The organism is Salibacterium qingdaonense, from assembly GCF_900114715.1.
GTDB classification, from domain to species: Bacteria; Bacillota; Bacilli; order Bacillales; family Marinococcaceae; genus Salibacterium; species Salibacterium qingdaonense.
This window is the reverse complement of sequence record NZ_FOTY01000006.1, coordinates 126079-151193: the sequence shown is the minus strand read 5'-3', so window position 1 is coordinate 151193 and position 25115 is coordinate 126079. Positions and strand designations below refer to the sequence as shown.

Sequence of the window (25115 nt, the reverse complement as noted above, 5' to 3'; positions counted from 1 at the left end):
CCTGAGCTGCTCCGCGGTGTGACCACGACGTCAGTTGGTATAACGGAGGAAAAGGGAGCAGCTCTGGCAGTACAGATGCAGAAAAATGCAGACGTTTGTTTGTTGCGTTCAGGTTGGGGGACGGACGTTCAATGGCTTCTAAGGCACTTTAGGGGGTTCCGTGCTTCCTTAAACGTCGTTCGGCATGACGTCGGAGGCACTTTAGAGCCCCCGGTGTACCCCTAAACGTCACTAGGAAGGATGCCGAAAGCACTTTAGAGGGCTCCGTGCCCCCGTAAACGTCATTAGGAACGAATCGAGGCTGTGTGCTAGCGGGAAAATGAACGGGTCGACGCAGCAACGAGCGCCTGCCGCTGCAGGAAAAGAGGGATGAATAGTCCTAAGGCAATCAACTCGCCTCTGAATGTCATTATCCTGTAGAAGTACGTCACATGCGGACAATTCGTCTCTCATTTGGTTTAAAAGGGTGGATTTACCATGTCTGTCCTCCGGAGGGCGGGGGCCAGGTTCCGGTCGTCCGCCGGATCTGGGCGGCCTGCGCACCGTGATAGCTGTTGTGGGTAATCAAGTCCATCATCAATTCGCCTCTCGTTGTCCCGTTGTCATCAAAGCCGGTTTCTTCCAGTTCCTTTCGGGCTTCACGTTCTGCTTCCTTCAACCCGTCCCGGAACCGCTGCAGCGTGCTGTTCCACTGCTCTGCGTTCTCCGGCAGAGAGGAGTCCGGAAACGTGCTCTGGTTATGTTCCGGATAAGGCGGATGCTGCCCTGCCAGCATCTGCAGCAGGTGATCCTGCCACCACGTCATATGAAACAGCATATCCCATACCGAATGGGGGCTGTTTTCCGGCTTTTCCCCTGCCTTTTTCCAATCCAGTCCTTCAAAAATCTCCGGCGGTGCAACGTGTGCTGCCCTCCCGTATAACCCCTGTATTAAAAAAGATGGATCCACGTGTACTCCTCCTTATGTCGTATAATCCATTCCTTTCTTCAGTATGAAAGAACCGAACAGAAATGAAAAGCGAACGTTCGTTTGTAAAAAGAAGGAAAAAGACAGGGGTTGTCGAAAGAATGAGATAGACAGAAAAAAAGAGAGGGGGAACAGGATGATCGGGGGAAGACGAACCGTTTTATACGCCGGAGGAGGTTTAGTATTTGGAATCTGCTTTTTATTCATGCTTTATTACGGCAAGGAAACGTTCTATGTGGAGGGGACAGAAACGTTATCCAAGGAGTATGACTACCACGTCGTTCTGTTAGTTGAGGAAACCGGCAATGAGTACTGGAGGATGATTGAAAAGCACGCACAGCAGACGGCGGAGGAACATGATATCTACCTGGAGAGCATCGGACCGGAAAAAGCGGACCGCGGGGAGATGCTCCGCACGATGGATCAGATGATTGCCGCCGAGGTGGATGGTATATTGACGCAGGGTCTTCCTGGTCCGAGATTCAGGGAGCTTGTGGAAAAGGCTGAAGACAAAGGGATTCCGGTTCTTACCGTCGACAGCGACCGTCCGGATAGTGAACGACGTGCCTATATCGGAACGGACAATGTGGAAGCAGGGCGTCTGGCTGGTGAGGAGATGCTTCGGGCCACAGAAGGAAGACAGCGTGTTGGTATTATTACAGGAAATCTGGAATCGCTGAATCAACAGGAGCGGATCAGAGGATTTGAGGAAGCGGTGGCAGGGCGGGACAGAGTGGAAGTTGTCGATGTACGCGAATCCAACATTTCTGAAGTGGGAGCGGCAGAAGCTGCTTACACGATGATAAAACAGCATTCGGATATAAATGCCCTATTCGGCACAAGTGCGCTGGATGGAATCGGAATGGTACAGGGCGTGGAGGATATTACGGTAGGGGAGAGGCCGTTTATGCTGGCCTTTGATATTCTGCCGGAAACGATGACACTGATTGAAGAGGGCAGATTGGATGCAACGATTGCCCAGTACCCGGAACAAATGGGGAAAAAGGGAATCGAAGTTATGATCGACGTGCTTGAAAATGGATATACCGAGCCGCTTCAACACACGAAGACAAAAGTCATACGGCAGGGAGACGTGGCATCTTGAAGACTATTTTCACTTCCATACGGGGGAAACTCCTTTTCTATTTCTTTGTATTCATTTTATTATTCCATATTGTTTCCGTTTCCATATATATCAGTTCGAGCCGGTTGATGGATGAATATAATACCAGTTTTGAACGCTTCCTTCTTTTCAACACGATCTCCCAGCAGGCCGATGCCCTTTATGAAGATACCAACGCTTATGTCCGCGATCCATCGCAGGAGAATCTGAACGCCTATTATGCCGGCCGTACGGATTTAAGCGAACAGGCGGCCAAGCTGGAGGAAAGCGGGGCTGCAAAAGGTGAAATTCAGGAGTCGAATTATCTGAATCTGATTGACTCTTTAATTGAAAACAGTGAGATTACCGTCGGTTTTGTTCTTCAGGACGATATTGAGCGCTACACCGCTTATCTGCAGGAAACGCGGAACACAGCCTCTTATATTCAGGAGAATACGCTGACTCTCATTGATAGGGAACTGACAGAATATCAACAGTTCTATGCGGATTTGCAGCAAAGAAAAGAAGCGTTTGGGATCTTTACGATGTTTTTGTTTCTGACGACAGTTATGATTGCGGTCTTCTTTGCATTCTGGTTCGCAGCCGGATTAAACCGGCCGCTGCAGCAGCTCTCCGAAGCCGCAGAAGAAGTGTCGGGAGGGAATTTTGAAGGAGAACCAGTCCGTATTCAATCCAGTGATGAAATGAAACTGCTGGGTGACACGTTTAATCAGATGCGTGAAGACATCAGTATGTACGTGGAAGAAATGAAAGAAAAGGCAGAGATGGACCATTTAATGAAGGAACTGGAACTGAAACATTTGCAGAATCAGATAAATCCACATTTTTTATTCAATACGTTGAATACGGTTTCAAAGATGGCCTATCTGGAAGAGGCGGATCATACATCGAGGCTGATGGAGTCTGTGTCAGTGCTCCTTCGGTATAATCTGGGAAACATTGATAAGTCGGTGGCTTTGAGAGAAGAAGTGAACGCGGTGGAAAGTTATTTTCATATCCAGGAAACGCGGTTTCAGGGGAGGGTTGCCTTTCATATGGATATGGATCAGGATGCGCTGTCTGTACGTGTGCCGCGGCTGGTTCTGCAGCCTCTTGTTGAGAATGCCTTCATTCACGGAGTAGAGCCGCTGGAAGAAGGGGGCACGATAACTGTTCAAATCAATAATGAAGCAGAACAGGCGGTGGTGGAAGTGATGGATGACGGGATTGGCATGACAGAGCATCAACTGCAGCATATATTTGACCCGGACCGTCCGGATGATGATCATGTCGGGCATTCCACCGGGCTTGGTCTGGTGAATGTACGCCGGCGCCTGCAATTATTCTACCAGACGGACAAGGTAATGGAGATGACGTCGGTACAAAACAGAGGTACCAGAATCCGGCTTTATCTGCCAAAACAGGAGCCGGGTGCCGCGGGAGGAGGAGAAGGATGAATATTATGATCGCTGAAGACGAAATGCTGGAACGTAAAGCGATGCGAAGGTTTCTGGAAGAACAGTTTCCCTCGCATTCCGTTACCGCAGAAGCAGTAAACGGGAGAATGGCGGTGGAGCTTGCAGCAAAGCATGAACCGGATATTATTCTGATGGATATTAAAATGCCGGGAATCGATGGGATGGAAGCCGTGGAACGAATTCAGACGTTTCTCCCGTCCGTTCATTTCATTATGGTAACAGCCTACGATTCTTTTGATTATGCCAGGAAATCCATGAAACTGGGGGTGAAGGAATATATCCTGAAACCGGGCAAAAAAGAAGAAACCGTGGAAGCAGTCCGCCGGGTTATGGAAGATATCAAGGAAGAAAGGAAGCAGTGGAAGCAGGAGGAGCATAATCTAAAACGCGCAAAGCAGCTTCTGCTCTCTTATATCATTCACGATACACCAGGGACAGACGGCCTGTTGAACGAGTTGTATCCGGAAATGGAATCCGGTTTTTTTCTCGTCATCGAAAAAGAACATCATCAAACGTTTGTTTTAACTGCTGAGGAGCTGAACAGATGGACATCGGATGACGTGATTGTAAATCAGGAAGAGGGACAGCAGGTCATCGTATGTATGATAAGCAGTTCACGCTTGTCTCTAAATGAACCAGCGCGGCTCGAAAAAAGAATCCAGCGCGAACGCGGGGGTTCATTTCTGATTGGGACAGGAAAGCTGTCCGGGAAGGGCGGAAACCTATCCCGCTCCTATGTGGAAGCCCTCGTTCACCTTCAGAAAAAAAAGGAAAATGAAGGTTCGTTTGAAAATGATACGCACAACACGCTGGATAAAATCCGGGAAGCCGTAAAGGAAGCTGATATTCAAAAGGCCATGCCGTACGTGCTGCAGTTGATGGAGGCGTCGGAGAAAAACAGGAAGACAGAGGAACTGTACTATAGTATCAAGCAGATACTCCGTGACAGACGTATCGATGGACCGGAAGAAGAGCCGCACCGGATGAAAAGCGATGACGACTGGTTTGAACTGATTCGGTCGAGCTGTATCAAAGTCCGGCAGTACTACCGCTCCCTTGATAAGATGCAGCGGACGAAAGCATGGATTGATGAAAATCCTGCAGCTTCGTTAACGCTCGAAGATGCGGCGGCACATGCAGGAATAAGTGCTTCCTATTTCTCGCAGTTGTTTAAAACAACAATGGGGGAGAACCTGACGGACTATGTTACCCGGAAAAGACTCGAAAAAGCAGTTGAGCTTTTGAAAAAGCAGACATACAGCCTGAAAGAAATAAGTTATATGGTCGGATATAGAGATCCAAACTATTTCAGCCGCGTGTTTAAAAAACACTACTCTCTATCTCCGAAACAGTATCAGAACAGCATCTTAAAAAAATGAAGATATTCATAAGAATGTACAGATTGTTTATCTTATAGAAACAGCCTGTCACCCTTTATAATTATATTTGTAAGCGTTATCATAATTTCGCTCGAAAAGGGGGAGAATCATGAAAAAAGGAATGCTTTGGATTGGACTGCTGGGGCTCATTATGATGATGGCGGCCTGTGGAGCTGAGAATTCAGGGACAGAAAGCGGGGGAGAAGAAGAACAGGAGACTGGTGAAACCGGAGAAAGCGGCGGAAGTCAAGAAGCGTCCGGTGGAAATGGTTCCGAGGCGGATCTTGAAATTTTCAGCTGGTGGACCGGCGCTGGGGAAGAAGCCGGATTGAATGCGCTCATTGATTTATTTCAGGAAGAGCATCCGGACATAACGGTGGAAAATGCAGCCGTAGCCGGAGGGGCTGGAACGAATGCTAAAGCGGTGCTTGCCACGAGGATGCAGGGAAATGACCCGCCTTCCACCTTCCAGGTTCATGCCGGCGAAGAGCTGAACCAGAGCTGGGTGGCCGCGGATAAGATGGAACCGCTGAACGATTTTTATGAAGAAGAAGGGTTGATGGACAAATTTCCGGGAGAGCTGATAGATATGGTCAGCCAGGATGGGAATATTTATTCGGTACCAGTCAACATTCATCGCGGCAACGTCATTTTTTATAACATGAGTGTGTTTGAAGAGAACGGTCTTGAGCCGCCTTCGACTTTTGAAGAATTCATGGAAGTTGCTGATGAACTGCAGGCAGCCGGTGTGACACCACTTGCCCTTGGAGATAAAGAGGCTTGGACAGCTACACAGATCTTTGAAAATATTCTGCTTGGAACACTCGGACCTGAAGATTATCAGGCGCTTTGGGACGGAGAGATTGCGTTTGATGATGAGCGCGTGGTAGAAGCGGCTGAAACGTTTAAACAGATGCTCGGCTACGTCAATGAAGATCATGCGTCCCGGAACTGGCAGGATTCTGCGCAGCTTGTCAGCGAAGGGGAGGCAGCGATGATTAATATGGGGGACTGGGCGAAAGGCTATTTCAGTAACGATCTGGAGATGGAAGTAAACGAAGATTTCGGCTACTTTGCCTTTCCGGAAACAGAAGGGAACTTCATGGTGATTTCGGACACATTCGGACTTCCAAGCGGAGTGGAGAATGAAGATCAGGTGAAGCAATTCCTCGCGCTGCTTGGCTCGGTGGAAGGGCAGGACACGTTCAATCCGTTGAAAGGCTCGATACCGGCACGGGTGGACGCCGATGAGAGCAACTACGATGAGTACGGAACAGATACAATTGAAGATTTCCGGGAAGCCAGCCTGGCACCGAGTCTCGCCCACGGGTCGGCTGCATCAGAAGGATACTTGACCAAAGCCAATCAGGCAGTAAATATCTTTGTGACCCAAGGGGATACAGAGCGATTGCTGCAATCACTGGAGAGTGCCCGTTCGCAGGAATAACATGCTGTACAGGGTCCGGCCCTTCTGCTGAGAACGGCCGGGCTTTTCTTATCGCAGGAAGAAATCAGGATTGTATCAGGAGAGGATTGTTATGGCTGGAAAAACGGTACGCAGGAGACGTATCACGCGGGATCAGTGGACAGCGGCGGCTTTTCTTGCTCCTTCGCTGATTCTGATTGCCGTGTTTGTCTATGGATTTATCAGCTGGACGGGGTACGTTTCGTTTAGTAACTGGAACACGTTGACCCCTGACTTTTCATTTGCCGGCTTATCGAACTATTTGTATTTATTCAGTGACTTCCGCTTTCAGGCGGACCTTCGGAATACGCTTTTTTTCACCTTGTTTTTCATTGGAATGGTTATTGTGCTCGGTATGGGGACAGCCATTCTTCTGGATCAGAAGTTGAAAGGGGAATCGATATTTCGTAATATTTTTCTGTTTCCGATGGCGTTGTCGTTTGTTGTTACCGGTGTGGTATGGCAGTGGCTTCTGAACCCTTCCACTGGTTTCAATCAGTTTCTTGGAGTATTTGGCATACAGCCGCGATGGTACACGGATACAAATATTCTGGCTGGATTTCAGTGGGGGGCGATCGAGTTTGGTCTGCCGGTGGCCATCCTTGCTGTTGTGATTGCGGCAGTCTGGCAGATGACCGGCTTTTCGCTGGCGATGTATCTTGCCGGTCTCCGGGGAATACCAGAGGAACTCCGGGAAGCAGCGCGTGTGGACGGAGCAAGTGAAGGACAGGTTTACCGGAGAGTGGTTATCCCGATGCTGATGCCGATAACCGTAAGTGTCGTTATTATTATGGCACACATTTCGCTGAAAATTTTCGACCTCGTCTATGCAATGACAGGGTCGGGAGCTAACTTTGTAACCGATGTACCGGGTGTTTATATGTTTGAGACGACATTCCGGGGAAACTATTACGCGCAAGGGGCGGCGATTGCGATTATTATGCTGGTACTGGTTGCGGTCTTCATCGTGCCGTATCTTTGGTATAACCGGAAGGGGGAAAACCGATGACAGTTCTTCGTTGGACGAATATCTTTAAATACGCGGTACTGCTGGCTCTGGCTGTTGTCTTTTTATCCCCGGTGTACGTGATTATCGTGACGAGTCTGAAGCCGCTTGAAGAGGTATCGTTAAGTACGATGTGGGAACTGCCCTCTGGTATTGATTTCAGCAGCTACGGCCGGGCGTTTATGGAACTTGCTCCAAATGTGATGAACAGTTTCTATCTTGTTATTCCGGCCACGCTGCTTTCGGCTCTTCTTGGAGCCATGAATGGATATGTACTGTCGAAGTGGAAGTTTAAAGGTTCTGAATTGTTGTTTACGCTCATGTTGTTTGGAATGTTCATTCCTTACCAGAGTATTTTAATCCCTCTTATTCAGTTTCTGCGCACGATTGATCTTTACAATACGATCTGGGGGCTTATTTTAACCCACGTTGTATATGGTCTCCCTATTACGACCCTCATGTTCCGCAACTTCTACGCAAGTATTCCAGACACCATGATTGAAGCGGCAAAAATAGACGGCGCAGGATTTCTCGGGATTTTCAGAAGAATCATGATTCCGCTTTCGATTACCGGCTTTGTTGTTGTTGCCATTTGGCAGTTTACGAATATATGGAATGAATTTTTGTTTGCTGTTACCATTACCAACTCGGACAGTCAGCCGGTCATGGTGGCTCTGCAGAATTTGTCCGGCAGTCAGATTGTGGAGTGGAACGTACAGATGGCCGGCGCACTTCTTGCTGCTATGCCGACGCTGCTTGTCTATATTCTGCTTGGAAAGTATTTCGTAAGAGGACTGCTCGCGGGTTCAGTGAAAGGGTAAGCAGAAAAGTCTGGGACAAAACTTCTATAAGATAGAAAAATACCGAACAATTTTTTGAAATCGTTCGGTATTTTTCGTTGCTGAGACAAGCCGCTGCGCCAAAATGCTTCGCTTTCCGCGGGCACGGCTCAAGCCTCCTCGGAAGAAAACCGCTTCCTGCGGGGTCTTGAGACTCGTGCTGTTCCCGCAGGAGACGAAGCATTTTAGCTCCGCTTTTATACGGCTTTTGATAAGTGACCCGGAACATTCGTGTTATCTACCGCCTCATGTTCTTCTGTCCCAGACTCTTCTTTTGATAAAGAGAATGGAATCACGGGCAGGAGCGGAAGGCGGCGACTCCATTTTAGCAGTTCGCCGGCTAAAACCGGTCACGTCCTGTGACGGGCGCCGGCACAGGACGTGCCGAACTTAGCCGATCCTCCTTTACCACCATGTAGCTGAGGCGCTGCCCGCGGCAAAGAAGACACGGTGAGCCCCAGCGAGCCGATGTCGCCCTTGTACTCCGGAGTGCAAAGAAGACACGGTGAGCCCGGCGAACCGATGTCGCCCTTGTGCTCTGGAGTGCAAGCGTCCGCCTGCAGCGGATGCCTTAACGTTTAATGGCTTTTAATACAGCCCCTTTTCTATCGTTACGCTTAAAATGTTTCGTCATGCAGAAGTTCACTGTTTTCCGGAGGTGTTTTGGCTCCGGGGTGGGAAACCGGCCAGCCGAATCCGAGGATGGCGGTAATATGTCTGTCTGCTGGAATATCCAGAACACCGCGCACGTGTGCTTCCCGTTTTTCTGTTTCCCCGGCATCCTGAGCATGATATACAGCCCCAAATGCGCCGCCAAGCCCCTCGTTTACAGCAGCCAGCCACAAGAATCCACAGGCAATGGAGGAATCCTGCAGCCAGTACTTACTGACATCCGGCCTGCCGGTGACCACAACAGCAGCCGCTGCGTGTTCCACCCAGGATACAGTGGCCGGCGTCTTTGCAAGACGTGCTAATGTCTCTTTTCTGCGGACGACAATGAATTCACGGGAAGGAAGATTATTGCCGGCAGGAGCAAGAGCAGCAGCATCCATTAATTTCTGCATGCTATCTTCTGGAATGGGTGTGTCTTTAAAGTTGGTAATTTCGCGTCGGTTCTGAATAATTTCATGTAATTCCAAGCAGAAGCCGCCCCTTTCTGTATAAGAAATTCTATGTCTTTCACCATAACATAATATACATACAAAAAGCATATTTAAAAACAGAAATAAAGGGAACAGATCAGAGGATACTGTTCCCTTTATTTCTTAGGTACAATCTCAAATATTTCTCCGTTTTCAAAAAGAGTTATGACCTCATCCAGCCATCGGTAGTAATGAATGGCGTAATCCAGTTTCTCCAGATCATAGCCGATTTGTTCCTGCAGTCTGCTTTCCCTTGCTTTCTGCTGAAGTTGGTCCAGCTGATCTCTGGCATCGATTGCAGCTTTATGGTTGTTGTCGGCTGCTTCCCGCCAGCGGTTGACGAAGATACAAGTAAACGATTGATACCAGTCTACTTCTGCAGTATATAGGTCTTTACGCACTCCTTTTTCCCAGACGCGTGTCAGCATGGAAGCTTCCGTCAGCTGCCGTACCCCGGTGCTCATGCTGGTCTTGCTCATCTCAAGCGCTTCGCTCATGTCATCAAGTGTCATCGGCTGCTCAGAGAAAAAGACTGATCCGTACAATCTTCCGTTTGTTTCTGTAATATTATAAAGCCCCATATTCTGGGCCATTACAGATATAAAGCGGTGCCGGATCCCATGTAGTTCGTCCCAGCCCGTACATAATTCATCTTCATATTCTGCCATTGTGGTTCCCCTTTCTTCAATCAGTTAGTCCCACTGCAGTCATAAGTGATTTGTTAAAAAAATCTTAACAGACATATGTTGAAAGACAAAACGAAGCATTAAAGAGCAAAACTGTCGATAGGAAGAGCCATTTGTAGAAATAAGGAGATAAAATCCGTACAGTTTGTACTTTACGATTTAAATAAACTACATACGGCTCATATGCTGTTTGATACTTTCTGCCTGGTAGCGTAAAGTATAAATAGTCATCGCAATTTTATGAATAATAGCCGTGATGCTTTATATTGTCACGATAATCGCTGATTTAAAGAGGAATCTGGCTATATCAAACAAAGAGGTGGAAGATAGTGCCCGTTATTAAAGTAGAAGACTTATCAAAAGTATTCGGAAGGCACCCTGAGCGAGCACTAAAATTGTTAGACGAACATAAGTCTAAGGATGAAATTTTAGAGCAGACAGGGAATACGGTCGGGGTGAACCGAGCGTCGTTTGAAGTAGAGGAAGGCGAAGTATTCGTCATTATGGGGTTGTCCGGCAGTGGTAAATCAACGCTTGTCCGGCTTTTGAACCGCTTGATTGAACCGACAGAAGGCAATGTTTATGTGGAAGAGGAAAACCTTGCCACCATGGATAAAGAATCCCTCCGCAAAATCCGCCGCGAAAAAATGAGCATGGTATTTCAACGTTTTGCGTTGTTTCCACATAGAACCGTACTGTCCAATACGGAATTCGGCCTGGAAATCCAGGGTGTTGACAAAGAAGAGCGGCGTGAAAAAGCAGAAAAAGCACTGGAACTCGTTGGTCTGGACGGCTACATGAACCAGAAACCGGGACAGCTTTCCGGAGGGATGCAGCAGCGTGTCGGGCTTGCCCGCGCCCTGACAAATGACCCCCAGGTGCTCTTAATGGATGAAGCATTTTCGGCACTCGACCCACTCATCCGTAAAGAGATGCAGGATGAGCTGCTGGACCTTCAGGAAACGATGCAGAAGACCATCATTTTCATTACCCACGACTTGGATGAAGCGCTTCGGATCGGCGATCGTATCGCTCTGATGAAGGATGGTTCCATTGTGCAGATTGGTACACCGGAGGATATCCTTGTTAATCCAGCCAACGATTATGTAGAAAAATTCGTGGAAGATGTGGACCGTTCGAAGATATTGACCGCTGAACATATTATGAAACGTCCGGAAACAGTTGATATCGATAAACACGGCCCCCGTGTGGCACTGGAGAGAATGCGGGAGGAAGGTCTTTCGAGCATTTATGTTACGGACCGCAGACGTGTACTGAAAGGGTATGTAACCGCTGATACAGCCTCGGATGCCCGGAATCAAGATGTACGTAACATTAATGATATACTCAACACTGACGTTCCTACGGTAGATAAAGACACACCTTTAAACGAGATCTTTGAACAGATTTATGATTCTCCGGTCCCAATTGCGGTAGTAGAGGATGGAAAACTACTTGGAGTGATTGTCCGTGGCGCCGTCATCGGTGCACTGGCAGGAGAGAATGGAGTGACGACAGAAAATGCTTGACTTTATGGAAAATGTTCCACAGATACCGCTCGCTGAAGGGGTAACCTGGGTGACGGATACAATTACAGATATTTTTTCGTTCATTTTTGAACCAATCCAGGAACACTTCGGCAGTTTCATGGAAAATACTTCGAATTTCCTGGCTTCCGTTCCGCCGATTATTGTGATTCTGCTTGTTGTGATCGGCGCATTTTTCGCCAGTGGAAAGAAATTCGGACTTGCCGCCTTTTCGCTGGTCGGGTTGCTGCTTATTTACAACCAGGAAGCCTGGGAACAACTGATGTCCACATTCACACTGGTTCTTATTTCCAGTCTATTGTGTGTCATTATTGGTGTTCCCTTTGGAATTCTCATGTCCAAAAGCAGAATCGCACAAAGCATCATTACACCGGTTCTGGACTTCATGCAGACGATGCCGGCCTTTGTTTATCTGATTCCGGCGGTTGCCTTTTTCAGTATTGGAATGGTACCGGGTGTTTTTGCATCCATCGTCTTTGCGACGCCGCCGACCGTTCGTTTTACGAACCTTGGTATCAGACAGGTGTCGGAGGAACTTATTGAAGCTTCCGAGGCTTTTGGAAGCACCGGTTCTCAGAAGCTGTTTAAAGTAGAGATGCCGATGGCCAAACAGACCATCATGGCAGGTATTAACCAGACGGTGATGCTCGCTCTTTCCATGGTTGTTATTGCTTCCATGATCGGAGCACCGGGGCTTGGAAGAGATGTTCTTTCCGCCCTGCAGCGTGCGGAAGTCGGATCAGGGTTTGTGGCAGGTCTTGGTATCGTTATTCTGGCCATTATAATTGACCGCTTTACACAAAGCTTGAACACATCAAAATAAAAAGCTGTATGATTCTATGACTACGGTGGATACTTTTCATCATAGAAAAGTTAACCATATATATCACTATTAAGGGGGACATTTTAACAATGTTGAAATTTAACTGGAAACATCTAGGTCTTGCTGTTGGTCTTTCAATGACACTGGCAGCCGCAGGCTGCGGCAGTGGAGGAGAAGAAGAATCGGGTGACTCCGGGGGAGAATCCGGTGGATCAGAGGAAGAACAGACAGACAGTGAATCCGGCGGTGAAAGTTCGGAAGACAGTTCGAGTTCTACTAACTACGGGGAACAGATGGATTACCAGATTACCGGTATAGAAGCCGGAGCCGGCGTTGTAGGAGCATCGGAAGAGGCTTTAGAAACGTATGACAGCCTGGCCGGATGGGAAGTAGCTACTTCGTCGAGCGGTGCGATGACTACAGCTTTGGGAGAGGCTATTGATAATGAAGAGCCAATCATCGTAACAGGCTGGAGTCCACACTGGAAATTCCAGCAGTATGATCTGAAATACCTCGAAGATCCGGAAAATGTATTCGGTGACGCTGAAAATATCAAGACGATGGTTCGTCAGGGACTCGAAGAAGATATGCCAAACGCATACACGGTTCTTGATCAGTTCCAGTGGGATGAAGAATCCATGAACAGCGTGATGCTTGAAATCCAAAATGGCGCTTCTCCACAAGAAGCAGCGACATCCTTCGTTGAGGAAAATCAGGACATGGTTGATTCCTGGACAGAGGGTGCTGAAGAGGTAGACGGCAAAGAAATTGAACTCGTTTACGTTGAATGGGAAACAGAAGTTGCTTCTACTCACGTTGTAGGCGAAGTTCTTTCCAACATGGGATTCGAAGTAACGACAACTCCGCTTGACAACGCAGTAATGTGGCAGTCCGTTGCCGATGGGCAAGCAGACGGTATGGTTGCTGCGTGGCTTCCACTGACACACGGTGATCTTTTTGAAGAACATAAAGACAGCCTTGATAACCTTGGTAATAACCTGGAAGGTGTACGCACCGGTCTGGTTGTTCCGGAATATATGGATATTGATTCCATCGAGGATCTAACACCAGCTGAATAAAAGCCGACGATAAAAAAGGAGCTCACCCGATTTGGGATGAGCTCCTTTTTCTGTAATCAACGCTGTATTGTTTACCGGTACTTATCCTCCGCTCACCGGCGGGATAAAAGCGATGGTGTCGCCGTCTGCTATGACCGCATCATCGTTTGTAAATTCTTCATTCCGCGCGGTCATCGTGCGATTCAATCCGGTAAGGCGGTATTCTTCGTCGAGCCATTCTTTCAATTCCCTGATGGTGTATCCGGCTTTCTCCACATGGAGGCTTTCCCGGCCGGCTTCTTCCTGGAGACGGGCGAAAAATAGTATATTAATCATAGAGCGGGGGCCCTCCTTTTGAATAGGGGTGTGTTTCAAGTTGATCTCCAACCCATGCGGTTCCGTCTTCCCAGTATTCTTTCTTCCAGATCGGTACTAATTCCTTGATACGCTCTATTATATATTCATTTGCTTCATAGGCAGAGCGGCGGTGCGGGGAAGAGACGGCGATGACAACGGCGGTTTCTGTAATATGAAGTTCACCGACGCGGTGGGTAATGGCTGTCCGGGTGTCGGGCCATCTGTCCTGCACCTCCTGCCCGATTCTTTCCATCTGTTTTACCGCCATACTGCGGTATGCTTCATACTCCAGTTTCAGTGTCCGGCGGCCGTTCGTCCATTCCCGGACGGTGCCGCTGAATGTCACGACAGCTCCGGCTTCGGGGCGTTTCACCTTACCTGCTACGGTATCGGCGGCAATCGGTTCGCTCGTTATCTCAAAGAGTGCCATGGTTATCCGGCACCTCCATTTCGTTCAGGATGAAAGGAAGATAGTGCTCCTCATCGTTTGGAAGAAAACAGGGAATATCCATTTCTTCCTGCAGGGATTCCGGAGTGACAACGCAGATCACGCGGCTGCATTCACGGAGCAGGGAACGGTCGCTGCTGTTCCGGAGCAGCACTACCTTTGGATAAGATTCCTGTTTATATCCTTCCACAAAAATAATACCTGGTTCAAAAAACTGATAGAACGCGAGGAGTTCCGGCAGAGTCCTGCTGCTATCCACGTCCATCTGCAGCTGGCCGGATCCTGCTGCCGCTGTGAGGAAAGCTCCGGCCTGGTGATGGCGCATATTGTCTTTCGGACGGGAATCCGGTGGTTTTAAAGGTCCCCCGTGACCGTGATGTTTCAGAGCCGCCGGCTTCATCCCATACCGGGCGGCACGTTGAATCAGTTTTTCCATGAGTGTGGTTTTTCCGCTTCCCTGGAACCCTACGACCTGTAAGACCGGACAATATTGTCCCATGGCCATTCACTGCCTTCCATGGAATGAAGGAGTAATACATCCACTTCCATCCCTTTTTCGTAACCTCTTGTTCCCCCGGGAAGGGCAATCAAGGCTGATGCATCAGACAGAGAGGTTACCGAGCTGGATTTATCCAAACCGGCCGGATACGCTTTCCATCCTCCATTTTCTTCTTTCAGCTCTGCCCGTACAAACCGCATAAATGGGTTGGGTTTGGGAAAGTCAGTTCCGAGCACGGCTTTCCTTTTTTTTAGATGCGGAGCAGCAAAACCAAGGATTTTTCGAATAACCGGCCGCACAAACAGTTCAAATCCTACATAGCAGGCGGAAGGATTCCCTGACAGTCCGTAAATCAGCTGTGACCCCAGCGTTGCAGCCGTTGTGACACTTCCCGGACGCATGCCTACTTTATTGAAATGGACCGTGGCCCCAAGTTCTTTTAAAATATCCGGGATGTGGTCATAATCTCCGACAGATACTCCGCCGGTCGTGAGAAGGATGTCAACGGAACGGAGCGCTTCCTTCACAGTGGAGAAAGTTTTCTCAAAATCGTCGGCCACGGTGCCGAAAGACACGGCTTCTCCCCCCGCTTGTTCGATTTGAGCCATAATCATATAAGCGTTGCTGTTTCGTATTTTTCCAGGTTCCAGTGGTGCGGTGATAGGAAGCAGTTCACTGCCGGTTGCGATCACCCCGATGCGGGGACGCTGGACGGTGGGGACCTGTCCGTAACCGAAGGAGGCGAGAACCGCCGTTACACCAGGATGGATGAGTGTTCCGCGTTGAATGACGGTTGTACCCTGTTCGGTGTCTTCTCCCTGGAATGAAATATTATCGTGTTTTTGAAACGGTCGTTTTACTTCAACGTATTGATGGTCTTCTTCTTCGTATTCATGGGCCAGTTCGAGCATGACGACGGCATCACAGCCGCCGGGAATTGGAGCGCCGGTCATAATCCGGACCGCCTGCCCCTTGTCCACCGTTCCCCCGAATACGGTCCCGGCACCGATGTCGTCTATGACATGAAGCGGCACTGGGTGCTCGCGGGAGGCTTCCGTGGTATCGCGTGCCCGTATGGCAAATCCATCATACGGGGACCGGTCGAAAGGAGGAACATCATGGTCCGCCTGGATATCCTGAGCGAGAACGCACCCGCCTGCGTCTTCCAGAGCGGTCCACTCCGTTCTGCCTTCCATCGGCTGCTCCATGATTTTTGCGACAGCTTCCTGTACGGGCAGCGGGTTTCTTTTTTCCATCATGTTTCCGGCTCCTTTTCTCGGGTATAAGCTGCTGTTTCAATGTAGTAACGATAGACGGCTTCTGCTTCATCCGGGCTGTTCGTTCCGTGGATCAAAATGCGCCCGTCGGTGAAAACAGCCAGCCGCAGCGACGGGAGCAGGCAGGTAAGCAGGTGTTCATTTTTTTTCACTTTGCCGTGCTTTTTAAGATGCTCTTCAAGCAGCAGAAAGTCATAATGGACCTCTTCCCCGGGATTAATATGTACTGTATTGCTCCCGCATAAGGTGCGGATGCTGGAATGGGCCGTTTTCGTCAGGTAAGGATGTTCCGGTGCAGTACCACAGGTTGGACAGTTCTGATTTTTCATGGAAGAAAAGCCGAACTGCTGCTGGGTATTGTTCCAAATATCAAACAAGACGAGCTTTTTGTGAAGGGCCCCGGTATTTCCCGTTAACAGCTTCATCACTTCGGTTGTCTGAAAGGAGGCCGTCATCTGCACTGCCGGGCTGAGGATGCCGGATGCCTCGCAGGTCACAGCCCCGTCCGGCATCCCCTGCATGAGACAATGCAGGCAGGGAAGTTCTCCCGGCAGGAAAAGGCAGCTCATGCCAAAGCTTCCGGCAGCCGCACCGAACACCCATGGCACTCTGTGTTTTTCCGCAGCATCATTCATAATGAAGCGGAGGTCAAAATTATCAGTGCCATCAACCATCACATCACACATCGGAGCGAGTTTGTCGAGTTGAGTGGAGCCGGCGTCAATAACATAGGTATGAATGTTCACCGCGGAATTGATTTCCAGAAGCCGCGCTTTTGCAGCTTCGGCTTTAGGCACAGAGCCATCTGCATCACGTTCAGCATACAGGTTCTGGCGGTGAAGATTCGAACGTTCCACGACATCCCTGTCGATCAACGTGACAGATCCGATACCGGCACGGACGAGCATTTCCGCACAGGCACTGCCCAGGGCGCCGCACCCCATAATCAGCGCGTGCGAAGAAGAAAGCCGTCCCTGACCTTCTCTTCCAATCGGAGCGAATTGTTCCTGTCTGCTGTAGCGGTATTCCATCCGGGTGCTCTCCTTTCACCCGCCGATATAGGACATTTCAATTTTCCGGCGGTTTCGTACTGTTTCTTCGGTCCGTTCTTCTGAATAGCGGTCGCTGCGCAGCCGCCATATGGAAGAAAGCCGGTCTTCAAGCCCATCAGTATCCGGGTCATCCCCGAGGAAAGGGCGGAGGTCATGTCCGTCTTCTGCGAAAAGACAGGTGTACAGCCGGCCGTCCGCTGAGATGCGGGCCCGGGTGCAGCTGGAACAGAATGTATCGGATACCGAGGAGATGAAACCGACTTCGGTGTCGGTTCCGTCGTACCGGTACCTGTTGGCGACTTCTCCGAAATAAGCATCTTCGACAGGGTGCAGAGGAGCCAGTCCGGTTAATTTTTCGTATATTTCTTTTTTAGGAACGACGTCGGTGAAATTCCAGCCGTTGCTTGTGCCGACATCCATATATTCAATGAAACGAAGCGTGACCCCCTGTTCTTTAAAATAACGTGCCATGGGAAGGATATCTTCGTCATTTGCTCCGCGTTGGACGACCATATTCACTTTCACCCCAAGCCCTGCTTCCTGTGCAGCCTCAATACCGTTGAGGACCGCACGCGGCTTCATATTTCTGCCGTTCATCTTCTGAAAAATGTGCTCAGTCACAGCATCCAGACTAATGTTCACGCGGTCCAGTCCTGCTTGTTTCAGCGCCTCGGCCTGTTTTACAAGAAACACACCGTTGGTTGTCAGCGCGGTATCCTTTATGCCCGGCAGGGAGGAGAGTCTCTCGATTAAGGCGGGAAGATCTTTTCGCAGAAGTGGTTCTCCGCCTGTTATTCTTAATTTTTCGACACCGAGCATTGTGAACGAGCGCGCCAGTGTTTCAATATCGTCAAAGGATAATAGTTCCTTTTCTGTCATGAAGGGATAATCGTCCCCGAAGATCTCTTTTGGCATGCAGTAGGTGCAGCGGAAATTACAACGGTCAATGACCGATATCCGTAGATCCCGAAGCGGCCGGTTTCTTGTGTCCGTTACTTGTTGTTTGTCCAAGCTATCCCTCCTGCTCACCCGTATATTTTAATCATTTTAACATGAATAAGAAGACGAGACAGGGTGGTAAAGTGTAAAAATGAGGATTGCTTGATAGAAAATCTGACAAATGAGAATGAAAAAGCGGTGGATACCGGAATGACCAAGGGAAAGACGCTGTCCGCATCCGCACATTTGTTGATCATAAAAAAAGAGACATCCACGGTGGATGCCCTTTTTTTGTTCTATTGTGTTTTATGTCGTGCCATAAAACTTTTTCGCCTTTTCAAGGAAAGGTTCTGTTTCAGGTGTGAGTTCTGTATCTTCCACAATCGCTTCTACCGGACATACGACAATGCATGCCCCGCAGTCGATGCAGACGTCCGGATCGATATAGTACTGATCTTCACCTTCTTCAATACAGTCCACTGGACATACGTCTACACAATCTCCGGACTTTTCGTCCTGGCATGGTTGAGTGATTACAAATGCCATACGTTCCACCTCCTTATAAATTAACCCGTGTCCCGACCCTGTTTGAGCCTTTCCGGCCGGCAAGAGGAAAAAGTACATCTATTCTTCCCATTATATATCCTGACTGTTTATTGTTCAAACCAGCCGTGCGAAAAAAAGGGAATGGCCGCAAAGGAATGATTCACCAGGCTCCGGGTGGTATCAATAATGTGTTGTACTCAAAGGGAATGTCGTATTTCGGACAAGCACCCCTTTCCTGCTATTTTAACAAATAATCATTATAATTCCGATATAAAAGTATAATCAAAAACCGGGTTATTTGTGCACGAATAAGTGCAGAAACACCGCTGAAACAGGGATTTTCAGCGGTGTAGAGGGGAGAATAGAGGACAAATTTCGAAGAATGACAGGGGACTGCTTCAGCGAAAAGCAGCGTGGATACCAGAATTATGTTGTTTTTGTCATGGCGGCAGATTCTGACGGGTGTACTGGTGTGAGCGGTTTCTCTTCTCTGTTTACAGGAGTCCGGCTTGTTTCAGAGGAACCGTTTAATTTCAGAAAGCGAACCTGATCTGCGTTTACCTCCACCATCTGTACTCTTTTTTGGTCTTTGTTTTCATAGATTCTCGTATTGATTCTTCCGGTTACACCGACGAGCGCTCCTTTGTGGCAGTAAAGAGATGTATTTTCCGCCTGCTTGCGCCAAACGGTGACAGGGATAAAGTCCGCATCGATGTCACCGTGCATGTTCCGGAACGAACGCTGCACAGCGAGTGTGAAGTTGCATACTGCGGTTCCATCTTTCGTATAGGTGAGTTCAGGATCACGGGTGAAACGGCCTACCAGTGTTACATTGTTAAACATGAATTACCTCCTTTCGGATGGATTTTAATCCATAATGAGGGTCCTGGAACAGCATATTCCAGTGTTATGCACAAAAAAAGCAGACGGGGTGGATACTTCTTTTCGTGAACAGACACTTGCTGTCACAGTAGAACATTAGTTCTTTTTTCATGATTCAATCAGGAACACAGCTGTTAGTTAAATGGAAAAAGAGTGTAGAGGGGAAGCATGAAACATCGGGGGCTTCCTGAGATGGGTGATAAAATAACTAAACCAACGGTCCTCCTTTCGTCTGAGATTACTATAAATATACCAGATTTTTCGAAAAAAACCAGAACAATATTTCGACATAATCCGCCTTTGCTGTGCTGCTTCTCCTATTTTGGGATGTGGATGGTAGCCATAAAGGATAAAAGCAAGGTATAATGGGGCAGAAACAAAAGTCGGGAGGTGGATGAGAGAGTCTGGATTATCAGATTCCAAGTAAACAATGACAAACAAAAAATATGAGTACAAACCGGCGCTTGGCCGCTTGTTCACAGTTGCGTTTGTGACAGGGGCGGCTGCTCTTCTTTACATAACAACACCCGCCGGCGCAGCTGAGTTCACGGATGTGGACAACAGCTACTGGGCCGCTGAAGACATTCAGTGGGCGGAGAATGAAGGGCTGATTCATGGTTATGACGACGGCTCCTTTCATCCTGGAGACGATATGATAGAAGCACAATTTTCTGTCATGCTGACAAGGTATTTCGACATGGAAAGCGGTACTCCATCTGACTTGCAGCACTGGGCGCAGCCCGCCTACGTTACACTGTCTGAATATGAACTGAGGATGCCCGGTCTGCGTGATAATGCTGTGAAGAACCGGGCCGTGACAAGAGGGACGGTGGCTAAGGTTATTGCTCAGTCCCAAGCTCATGAACCCGGATTAAAGGAAGCAGTAGCCTGGATGTTTGAAGAAGATCTGACAACAGGACGCCAGGACGGAGAAACACAGACAGAACGTTTTGATGTGAATGGCAAGCTGACAAGGGCCCAGGCCGCCGTATTTTTTAAGCGGATCGATGACAGCGGTCACTCGGTGTGGAGAGCTGAACAAATGTTAGATCTCACGTCGGAAGGATCCAACCAATATACAGAAATGGTCCGGCCGCTTTACAGAGAAGCCGGGGTTACCCTCTATGCCCGAAATGACAACAGCTTCGGTACCGCGGATCAGGAATACTATCACCTGTTTCAGGCCTATCAGGGGGAAATGAGGGAATTTGCTGTGGCGCGGACGAGCAGAGCCAATTTTGATTTGGCGGCGCAGGCAGCAGCAAAACTCGGAGCCCCGGCTGATGCCAAGCGTATTCTGGAAGGTCTTGTGGAGGCGGATGCAAGCGGAAGTGCACAGACCGCAGGGCAGGTTGAAATCACCCCGCGGCCGAGTGATGTCTTTCTCGTTTGGAATGAACAGCAGTAAAAACAGCTCATCGAACGGAGAGTGATATGTGTGAAAGTAAGGAAAGCGATTATTCCGGCAGCTGGTCTTGGCACCCGTTTTCTGCCGGCAACAAAAGCACAGCCGAAAGAAATGCTGCCGATTGTGGACAAGCCGACTATTCAATATATTGTAGAAGAAGCAATGGAATCGGGAATAGAGGATATTATTATTGTCAGCGGCCGCGGTAAACGGGCGATAGAGGATCACTTTGACAAATCTTACGAGCTCGAGGAAACACTGGCTCAGAAGAAAAAATGGTCGCAGCTGGAAGAAGTCCAGGAGATATCCAATATGGCTAATATCCATTACATCCGCCAGAAAGAACCTAAAGGCCTGGGGCATGCCATTGCCTGTGCCAGCCGGTTTGTCGGGGATGAACCGTTTGCCGTACTGCTTGGGGATGACATTGTTAAATCGGAAACGCCGTGTCTGAAACAGTTGATCGAGACCTACGAGGCCCACGAGTCTTCTGTGGTCGGCGTGCAGCAGGTTCCTGATGAAGAAGTGTCCAAATACGGTATTGTGAAACCGAAAGGACAAGAAGGGGAAGACGGTGTTCTTCAACTTGCGGATTTAAGGGAAAAACCGGCACTGGACGAGGCTCCGTCGAATTATGCGATTATGGGGCGGTATGTTCTGCGTCCGGAAATCTTTGATATCCTTCATAACCTCGAACCAGGTTCGGGTAATGAAATTCAGCTGACGGATGCAATTAAGACGTTGAATCAGACCCAGGACGTTCTGGCCTACCAATTCGGCGGCATCCGCTATGATGTCGGAGATAAATTCGGATTTGTAAAAGCTACTGTCGATTTTGCCCTTGGACGGGAGGATCTGAACGACCCGGTTCGTTCCTACCTGGAAGACGTATTGCACAAAACCGAATAACCATCGTTTCCCCCGCGCCGGCAGCCTGCTGCAAGAAGCGCGTACAAAACGAAACAGCATAGTTGAAAAGACGAAGTACGGGATACGGACCCTGCTTCGTCTTTTCATATTGAATGCCTGTGCGGTTATATGAAGAGCCGGGAAGCGGCTGTCTCTGCCTCTTTCTTTTCACAGATGATAGATGTGGTAAAAGGTTATCAGCAGTTACGTTTGAAGGTTCGACCTTTTTTCCTAACTTTCGTGGATTGGATTGACACGTTCCACCAATTGGAATAATCTACAATTAGCGTGATGTTCATAGCTTCATAGAATAAAATACAGGAGAGGATTATACATAATGAAAATGAAGAAATACATGACCCGCGGAATCGTATCCATGGTGTCCGGGGCGCTGTTTTTTTCAGCCGCCCAGGGAGCAGGGGCTTCTTCGTTCCAGGTGGGCCCGGGGGTATCATATGAAAGCGACGATGCGACCGGCGCTGACATTCTACAGGTAGATTTGACCGAAGAATACAGCAAGCTCGATGTCAATGTGCCGGAGCCGCTTGATCAGCTGCGTACCACGTCCCAGCAGGCGGAAAATAACACAAGAAAAGGGAATAGAGTCATAGGCGCGGTGAATGCTTCGTTCTTCGATATGGGATCAGGATCGACTCAGCTGCCTTTCAGTATCATAACGAAAGACAATGAAATCATCAGTTTTGGGCGTATCTCCAATTCCAGAGAACATTACCGCAGTGAACCGATTGTTTTTGGGGAGAAAAGGAACGGGAAGGCAGCCATCGGTCAGTATGATGCCAATGTGTCGGCAAAAGTGAATGGATCGTCTGTGACGGTGGATAATATCAATACACAGCGTCTGGACAATGAAGCCGTTCTTTTCACATCCTCTTATATTAACAATCGTACCGGCACGAATCAGTACGGTATGGAAATTGTTGTGGAGACGGCATCCGGCAATCCGGGAAGTTTTTCGTTCGGGGATGAAATAAGCGGATCGGTGACAGATATCCGTGCTTACAATGAAGCAGGAAATGCTCCGATTCCGGAGAATGGATTTGTCCTCTCCGCCCGCGGAGATCGGTATGACCAGCTTCAGAATGTGAGCATAGGAGACGAAATTACAGTCAGTGCTTCTATTAATGATAAGTGGAAAGATGCGTCTTTTGTCCTCGGAAGCGGGCCGCAGCTTGTCCGTAACGGCGAACTTGCCATTACGATGAATTCGGACAGCTGGCGGTATACATCCAAAACCGAGCGCACTGCCGTAGGTGTGGATGAAAGCGGAGATAATGTCTACATGGTTACGATGGACAGGGCAAACATCCGTGATATTGCGAAGTATATGCGTGACATAGGAGCAGAACGGGCGCTGAACTTTGATGGAGGAGGTTCTTCGACCTTAGTGGCCCGGCAGCACGGGGATGGATACGCAAGTGTCATGAACGAGCTGTCCGGTGGTGAGCGCCGGGTGTCCTCCACGCTGCAGGCCGTCAGTACAGCACCGCGGTCATCTCTTGATAAACTGATTTTGTCAAAAGAAGACGGAGTACTGCTTACCGGCCATCAGATAAATGTTTCAACGATGTACGGGATGGACAAGTATTACAATCCTGTGGATGCAGGGACAGCTGATATTAACTGGAACTTCAGCAGCAGTGCCGGAAGTATGGAAGGTTCTACGTTCACAGCCGAACAGGCCGGAGAAGGCCGGATTCAGGCCAGTGTGGACGGGAACCAGGTCGGTTCGACCGGCGTGAGTGTGACAGACAGCTTTGACACATGGAATCTTTCTCATTCGGAACTGAATGTGGAGACCGGCGAATCGGTCAGTCTTTCAGCAGACCCTGCTTTATCGGACGGCCGCAAGCTATTATTTGATAAAAGCCGGATCAACTGGAGCGTGCAGGGAGATGTTGGAACAATAGACAGCAGCGGTCATTTCACCGCTTCCGGAGAAAGTGCATCCGGTAGTATTATAGTAGAGCTGGCCGGTAATTCCTTTGATATACCGGTTCAAGTAAATGCGCCGTCTGCATTTAACGACGTGCCCCGTGATTACTGGGCCTCCGGCAGCATTGAATACCTGGCGGGCCGGGGTATCATTAATGGATACAATGATGGAACGTTCCGCCCCGGGGGAGAACTGAAACGCTCCCAGGCTGCAAGCATGATGGTCCGTGCCTTTGATCTGGAGCGCGGAGACCGTCCGTCTCCTGAGTTTTCCGATATAACAAGCGACTTTCATGCCTACGAGGACATTGCCGCGGTGGCGGATGAAGAGTTGATGCGGGGCAGTGGAGACACGTTCCGTCCAAACGGACAACTGACCCGTGCTCAGATGGCTGTCATCCTTGTCCGGGCGTTTGACCTGGAAAATGAGAGCAGCGGCAGTTCCTTTGATGATGTAGATGAAGATTACTGGGCGCACGGCGCTATCGAAACACTTGCTTCCTACGGTGTGGCCCGTGGCAGTGACGGCAGCTTCCGTCCCGGCGAAGCCGTCTCCAGAGCTCAATTTACCGTCTTCATGGAACGGGCACTGGAAGATTTATAAAGTGAAAGAAAGCTTTCTCCTGGGGAAACAGGGGAAAGCTTTTTTCATAGGGAGCCCTTTCGCTGCTGGAGGGGAGGTAGGGTGATCGATTGATAAAGTTGGAGAATCGATCGAGAAAAGGGGAGAATTGATCGGGAAATCCAGAGAACCGATCGAGAAATCACGCCATCCCGCCGGAATCGATTGAGAAAAGGGAGAATCGAGCAAGAAATCCGGAGAATCAATCGAGAAAAACCGCGATCCGATCGATAGATTCTGATCAGCCATAGATCCAAGTTTATGTCTGCCGTCGAGGGGAGATGCTGTGGATGGATTGATAAAGTTGGAGAATCAATCGAGAAAAGGGGAGAATTGATCGGGAAATCCAGAGAATCGATCGAGAAATCACGCCCCGCCGCCGGAATCGATCGAGAAAAGAGAGAATCGAGCAGGAAATCCGGAGAATCAATCGAGAAAAACCGCGATACGGTCGATAGACTTTGATCAGCCATAGATCCAGATTTATGGCTGCCGTCGAGGGGAGATGCTGTGGATGGATTGATAAAGTTGGAGAATCAATCGAGAAAAAGGGAGAATTGATCGAGAAATCCAGAGAACTGATCGAGAAATCACGCCATCCCGCCGGAATCGATCGAGAAAAGAGAGAATCGAGCAGGAAATCCGGAGAATCAATCGAGAAAAACCGCGATACGGTCGATAGACTTTGATCAGCCATAGATCCAGATTTATGGCTGCCGTCGAGGGGAGAT

25 protein-coding genes are annotated in these 25115 nt (G+C 48.9%); 14 read left to right on the top strand and 11 right to left on the bottom strand.

Annotated elements, in window-relative coordinates; genetic code table 11:
* Positions 1-472 precede the first annotated feature (472 nt).
* Positions 473-949: a DinB family protein gene (locus tag BM058_RS07500; protein ID WP_090926411.1), complete on the bottom strand. Its 477-nt coding sequence runs from the start codon at positions 947-949 to the stop codon at positions 473-475.
* 154 nt (positions 950-1103) lie between these two features.
* Here BM058_RS07500 and BM058_RS07495 point away from each other — a divergent pair, with 154 nt between their 5' ends.
* The 6 genes from BM058_RS07495 to BM058_RS07470 all read left to right on the top strand — a co-directional run bounded on the left by BM058_RS07495 (position 1104) and on the right by BM058_RS07470 (position 8218).
* Complete coding sequence (locus BM058_RS07495; RefSeq protein ID WP_245736888.1) at positions 1104-2072, top strand: sugar-binding protein; 969 nt, start codon at positions 1104-1106, stop codon at positions 2070-2072.
* Positions 2069-3526 carry a sensor histidine kinase gene (locus tag BM058_RS07490; RefSeq protein ID WP_245736887.1) on the top strand — a complete coding sequence of 486 codons (1458 nt, stop codon included), beginning with the start codon at positions 2069-2071 and terminating at the stop codon, positions 3524-3526. Before BM058_RS07495 ends, BM058_RS07490 begins: the two co-directional genes overlap by 4 nt.
* Positions 3523-4926, top strand: a complete 1404-nt coding sequence (locus BM058_RS07485) for a response regulator transcription factor (protein ID WP_090926410.1) — start codon at positions 3523-3525, stop codon at positions 4924-4926. The genes BM058_RS07490 and BM058_RS07485 overlap by 4 nt, the downstream gene beginning before the upstream one ends.
* A gap of 106 nt (positions 4927-5032) precedes the next feature.
* On the top strand, positions 5033-6373 hold the full coding sequence (locus BM058_RS07480) for an ABC transporter substrate-binding protein (RefSeq protein WP_380713227.1): 1341 nt from the start codon (positions 5033-5035) through the stop codon (positions 6371-6373).
* 91 nt (positions 6374-6464) lie between these two features.
* Complete coding sequence (locus tag BM058_RS07475) at positions 6465-7400, top strand: carbohydrate ABC transporter permease (protein ID WP_090926408.1); 936 nt, start codon at positions 6465-6467, stop codon at positions 7398-7400.
* Positions 7397-8218, top strand: coding sequence for a carbohydrate ABC transporter permease (locus tag BM058_RS07470; protein WP_090926407.1), 822 nt, complete (start codon positions 7397-7399; stop codon positions 8216-8218). Before BM058_RS07475 ends, BM058_RS07470 begins: the two co-directional genes overlap by 4 nt.
* A 635-nt stretch (positions 8219-8853) precedes the next feature.
* On the opposite strand, the gene BM058_RS07465 is transcribed toward BM058_RS07470, so the two are convergent.
* The gene (locus BM058_RS07465; protein WP_090926406.1) at positions 8854-9375 is read right to left on the bottom strand and encodes a nitroreductase family protein; all 522 of its coding nucleotides are present in this window, start codon (positions 9373-9375) and stop codon (positions 8854-8856) included.
* Positions 9376-9494: 119 nt separating this feature from the next.
* Complete coding sequence (locus BM058_RS07460; protein WP_090926405.1) at positions 9495-10046, bottom strand: GbsR/MarR family transcriptional regulator; 552 nt, start codon at positions 10044-10046, stop codon at positions 9495-9497.
* Positions 10047-10393: 347 nt separating this feature from the next.
* On the opposite strand from BM058_RS07460, the gene BM058_RS07455 reads away from it, so the two are divergent.
* From BM058_RS07455 to BM058_RS07445, 3 genes are all read left to right on the top strand, one after another.
* Positions 10394-11593, top strand: a complete 1200-nt coding sequence (locus BM058_RS07455; RefSeq protein WP_090926404.1) for a quaternary amine ABC transporter ATP-binding protein — start codon at positions 10394-10396, stop codon at positions 11591-11593.
* Positions 11586-12434: an ABC transporter permease gene (locus tag BM058_RS07450; RefSeq protein WP_090926403.1), complete on the top strand. Its 849-nt coding sequence runs from the start codon at positions 11586-11588 to the stop codon at positions 12432-12434. Before BM058_RS07455 ends, BM058_RS07450 begins: the two co-directional genes overlap by 8 nt.
* Positions 12435-12523: 89 nt before the next feature.
* A complete protein-coding gene (locus tag BM058_RS07445; RefSeq protein WP_090926402.1) occupies positions 12524-13513 on the top strand; it encodes a glycine betaine ABC transporter substrate-binding protein in 990 nt (329 codons plus the stop codon).
* 81 nt (positions 13514-13594) lie between these two features.
* On the opposite strand, the gene moaD is transcribed toward BM058_RS07445, so the two are convergent.
* The 8 genes from moaD to BM058_RS07405 all read right to left on the bottom strand — a co-directional run bounded on the left by moaD (position 13595) and on the right by BM058_RS07405 (position 19453).
* Positions 13595-13828 carry a molybdopterin converting factor subunit 1 gene (gene moaD, locus BM058_RS07440; protein WP_090926401.1) on the bottom strand — a complete coding sequence of 78 codons (234 nt, stop codon included), beginning with the start codon at positions 13826-13828 and terminating at the stop codon, positions 13595-13597.
* Positions 13821-14279, bottom strand: a complete 459-nt coding sequence (locus BM058_RS07435) for a molybdenum cofactor biosynthesis protein MoaE (protein ID WP_407690164.1) — start codon at positions 14277-14279, stop codon at positions 13821-13823. Before BM058_RS07435 ends, moaD begins: the two co-directional genes overlap by 8 nt.
* The gene (gene mobB, locus BM058_RS07430) at positions 14266-14802 is read right to left on the bottom strand and encodes a molybdopterin-guanine dinucleotide biosynthesis protein B (protein WP_090926399.1); all 537 of its coding nucleotides are present in this window, start codon (positions 14800-14802) and stop codon (positions 14266-14268) included. The genes BM058_RS07435 and mobB overlap by 14 nt, the downstream gene beginning before the upstream one ends.
* A complete protein-coding gene (locus tag BM058_RS07425) occupies positions 14763-16055 on the bottom strand; it encodes a molybdopterin molybdotransferase MoeA (RefSeq protein WP_090926398.1) in 1293 nt (430 codons plus the stop codon). The genes mobB and BM058_RS07425 overlap by 40 nt, the downstream gene beginning before the upstream one ends.
* Positions 16052-17104 carry a ThiF family adenylyltransferase gene (locus BM058_RS07420; RefSeq protein ID WP_090926397.1) on the bottom strand — a complete coding sequence of 351 codons (1053 nt, stop codon included), beginning with the start codon at positions 17102-17104 and terminating at the stop codon, positions 16052-16054. The genes BM058_RS07425 and BM058_RS07420 overlap by 4 nt, the downstream gene beginning before the upstream one ends.
* A gap of 15 nt (positions 17105-17119) precedes the next feature.
* Positions 17120-18136 (bottom strand): GTP 3',8-cyclase MoaA, encoded by a 1017-nt coding sequence (moaA, locus tag BM058_RS07415; protein WP_090926396.1) that lies wholly within the window; start codon positions 18134-18136, stop codon positions 17120-17122.
* A gap of 234 nt (positions 18137-18370) precedes the next feature.
* A complete protein-coding gene (locus BM058_RS07410; RefSeq protein WP_090926395.1) occupies positions 18371-18610 on the bottom strand; it encodes a DUF362 domain-containing protein in 240 nt (79 codons plus the stop codon).
* Positions 18611-19036: 426 nt separating this feature from the next.
* Positions 19037-19453, bottom strand: a complete 417-nt coding sequence (locus BM058_RS07405; protein WP_090926394.1) for a single-stranded DNA-binding protein — start codon at positions 19451-19453, stop codon at positions 19037-19039.
* A 469-nt stretch (positions 19454-19922) separates the two neighbouring features.
* On the opposite strand from BM058_RS07405, the gene BM058_RS07400 reads away from it, so the two are divergent.
* The 5 genes from BM058_RS07400 (at position 19923) to BM058_RS17985 (ending at position 25073) form a co-directional block, all read left to right on the top strand.
* Positions 19923-20900 carry an S-layer homology domain-containing protein gene (locus BM058_RS07400; RefSeq protein WP_090926393.1) on the top strand — a complete coding sequence of 326 codons (978 nt, stop codon included), beginning with the start codon at positions 19923-19925 and terminating at the stop codon, positions 20898-20900.
* A 30-nt stretch (positions 20901-20930) separates the two neighbouring features.
* Positions 20931-21809, top strand: coding sequence for a UTP--glucose-1-phosphate uridylyltransferase GalU (gene galU, locus BM058_RS07395; protein ID WP_090926392.1), 879 nt, complete (start codon positions 20931-20933; stop codon positions 21807-21809).
* Positions 21810-22146: 337 nt separating this feature from the next.
* On the top strand, positions 22147-24366 hold the full coding sequence (locus BM058_RS07390) for an S-layer homology domain-containing protein (protein WP_090926391.1): 2220 nt from the start codon (positions 22147-22149) through the stop codon (positions 24364-24366).
* A 351-nt stretch (positions 24367-24717) separates the two neighbouring features.
* The gene (locus BM058_RS18735; protein ID WP_281244685.1) at positions 24718-24849 is read left to right on the top strand and encodes a hypothetical protein; all 132 of its coding nucleotides are present in this window, start codon (positions 24718-24720) and stop codon (positions 24847-24849) included.
* On the top strand, positions 24846-25073 hold the full coding sequence (locus BM058_RS17985; RefSeq protein ID WP_143082990.1) for a hypothetical protein: 228 nt from the start codon (positions 24846-24848) through the stop codon (positions 25071-25073). Before BM058_RS18735 ends, BM058_RS17985 begins: the two co-directional genes overlap by 4 nt.
* Positions 25074-25115: the final 42 nt, after the last annotated feature.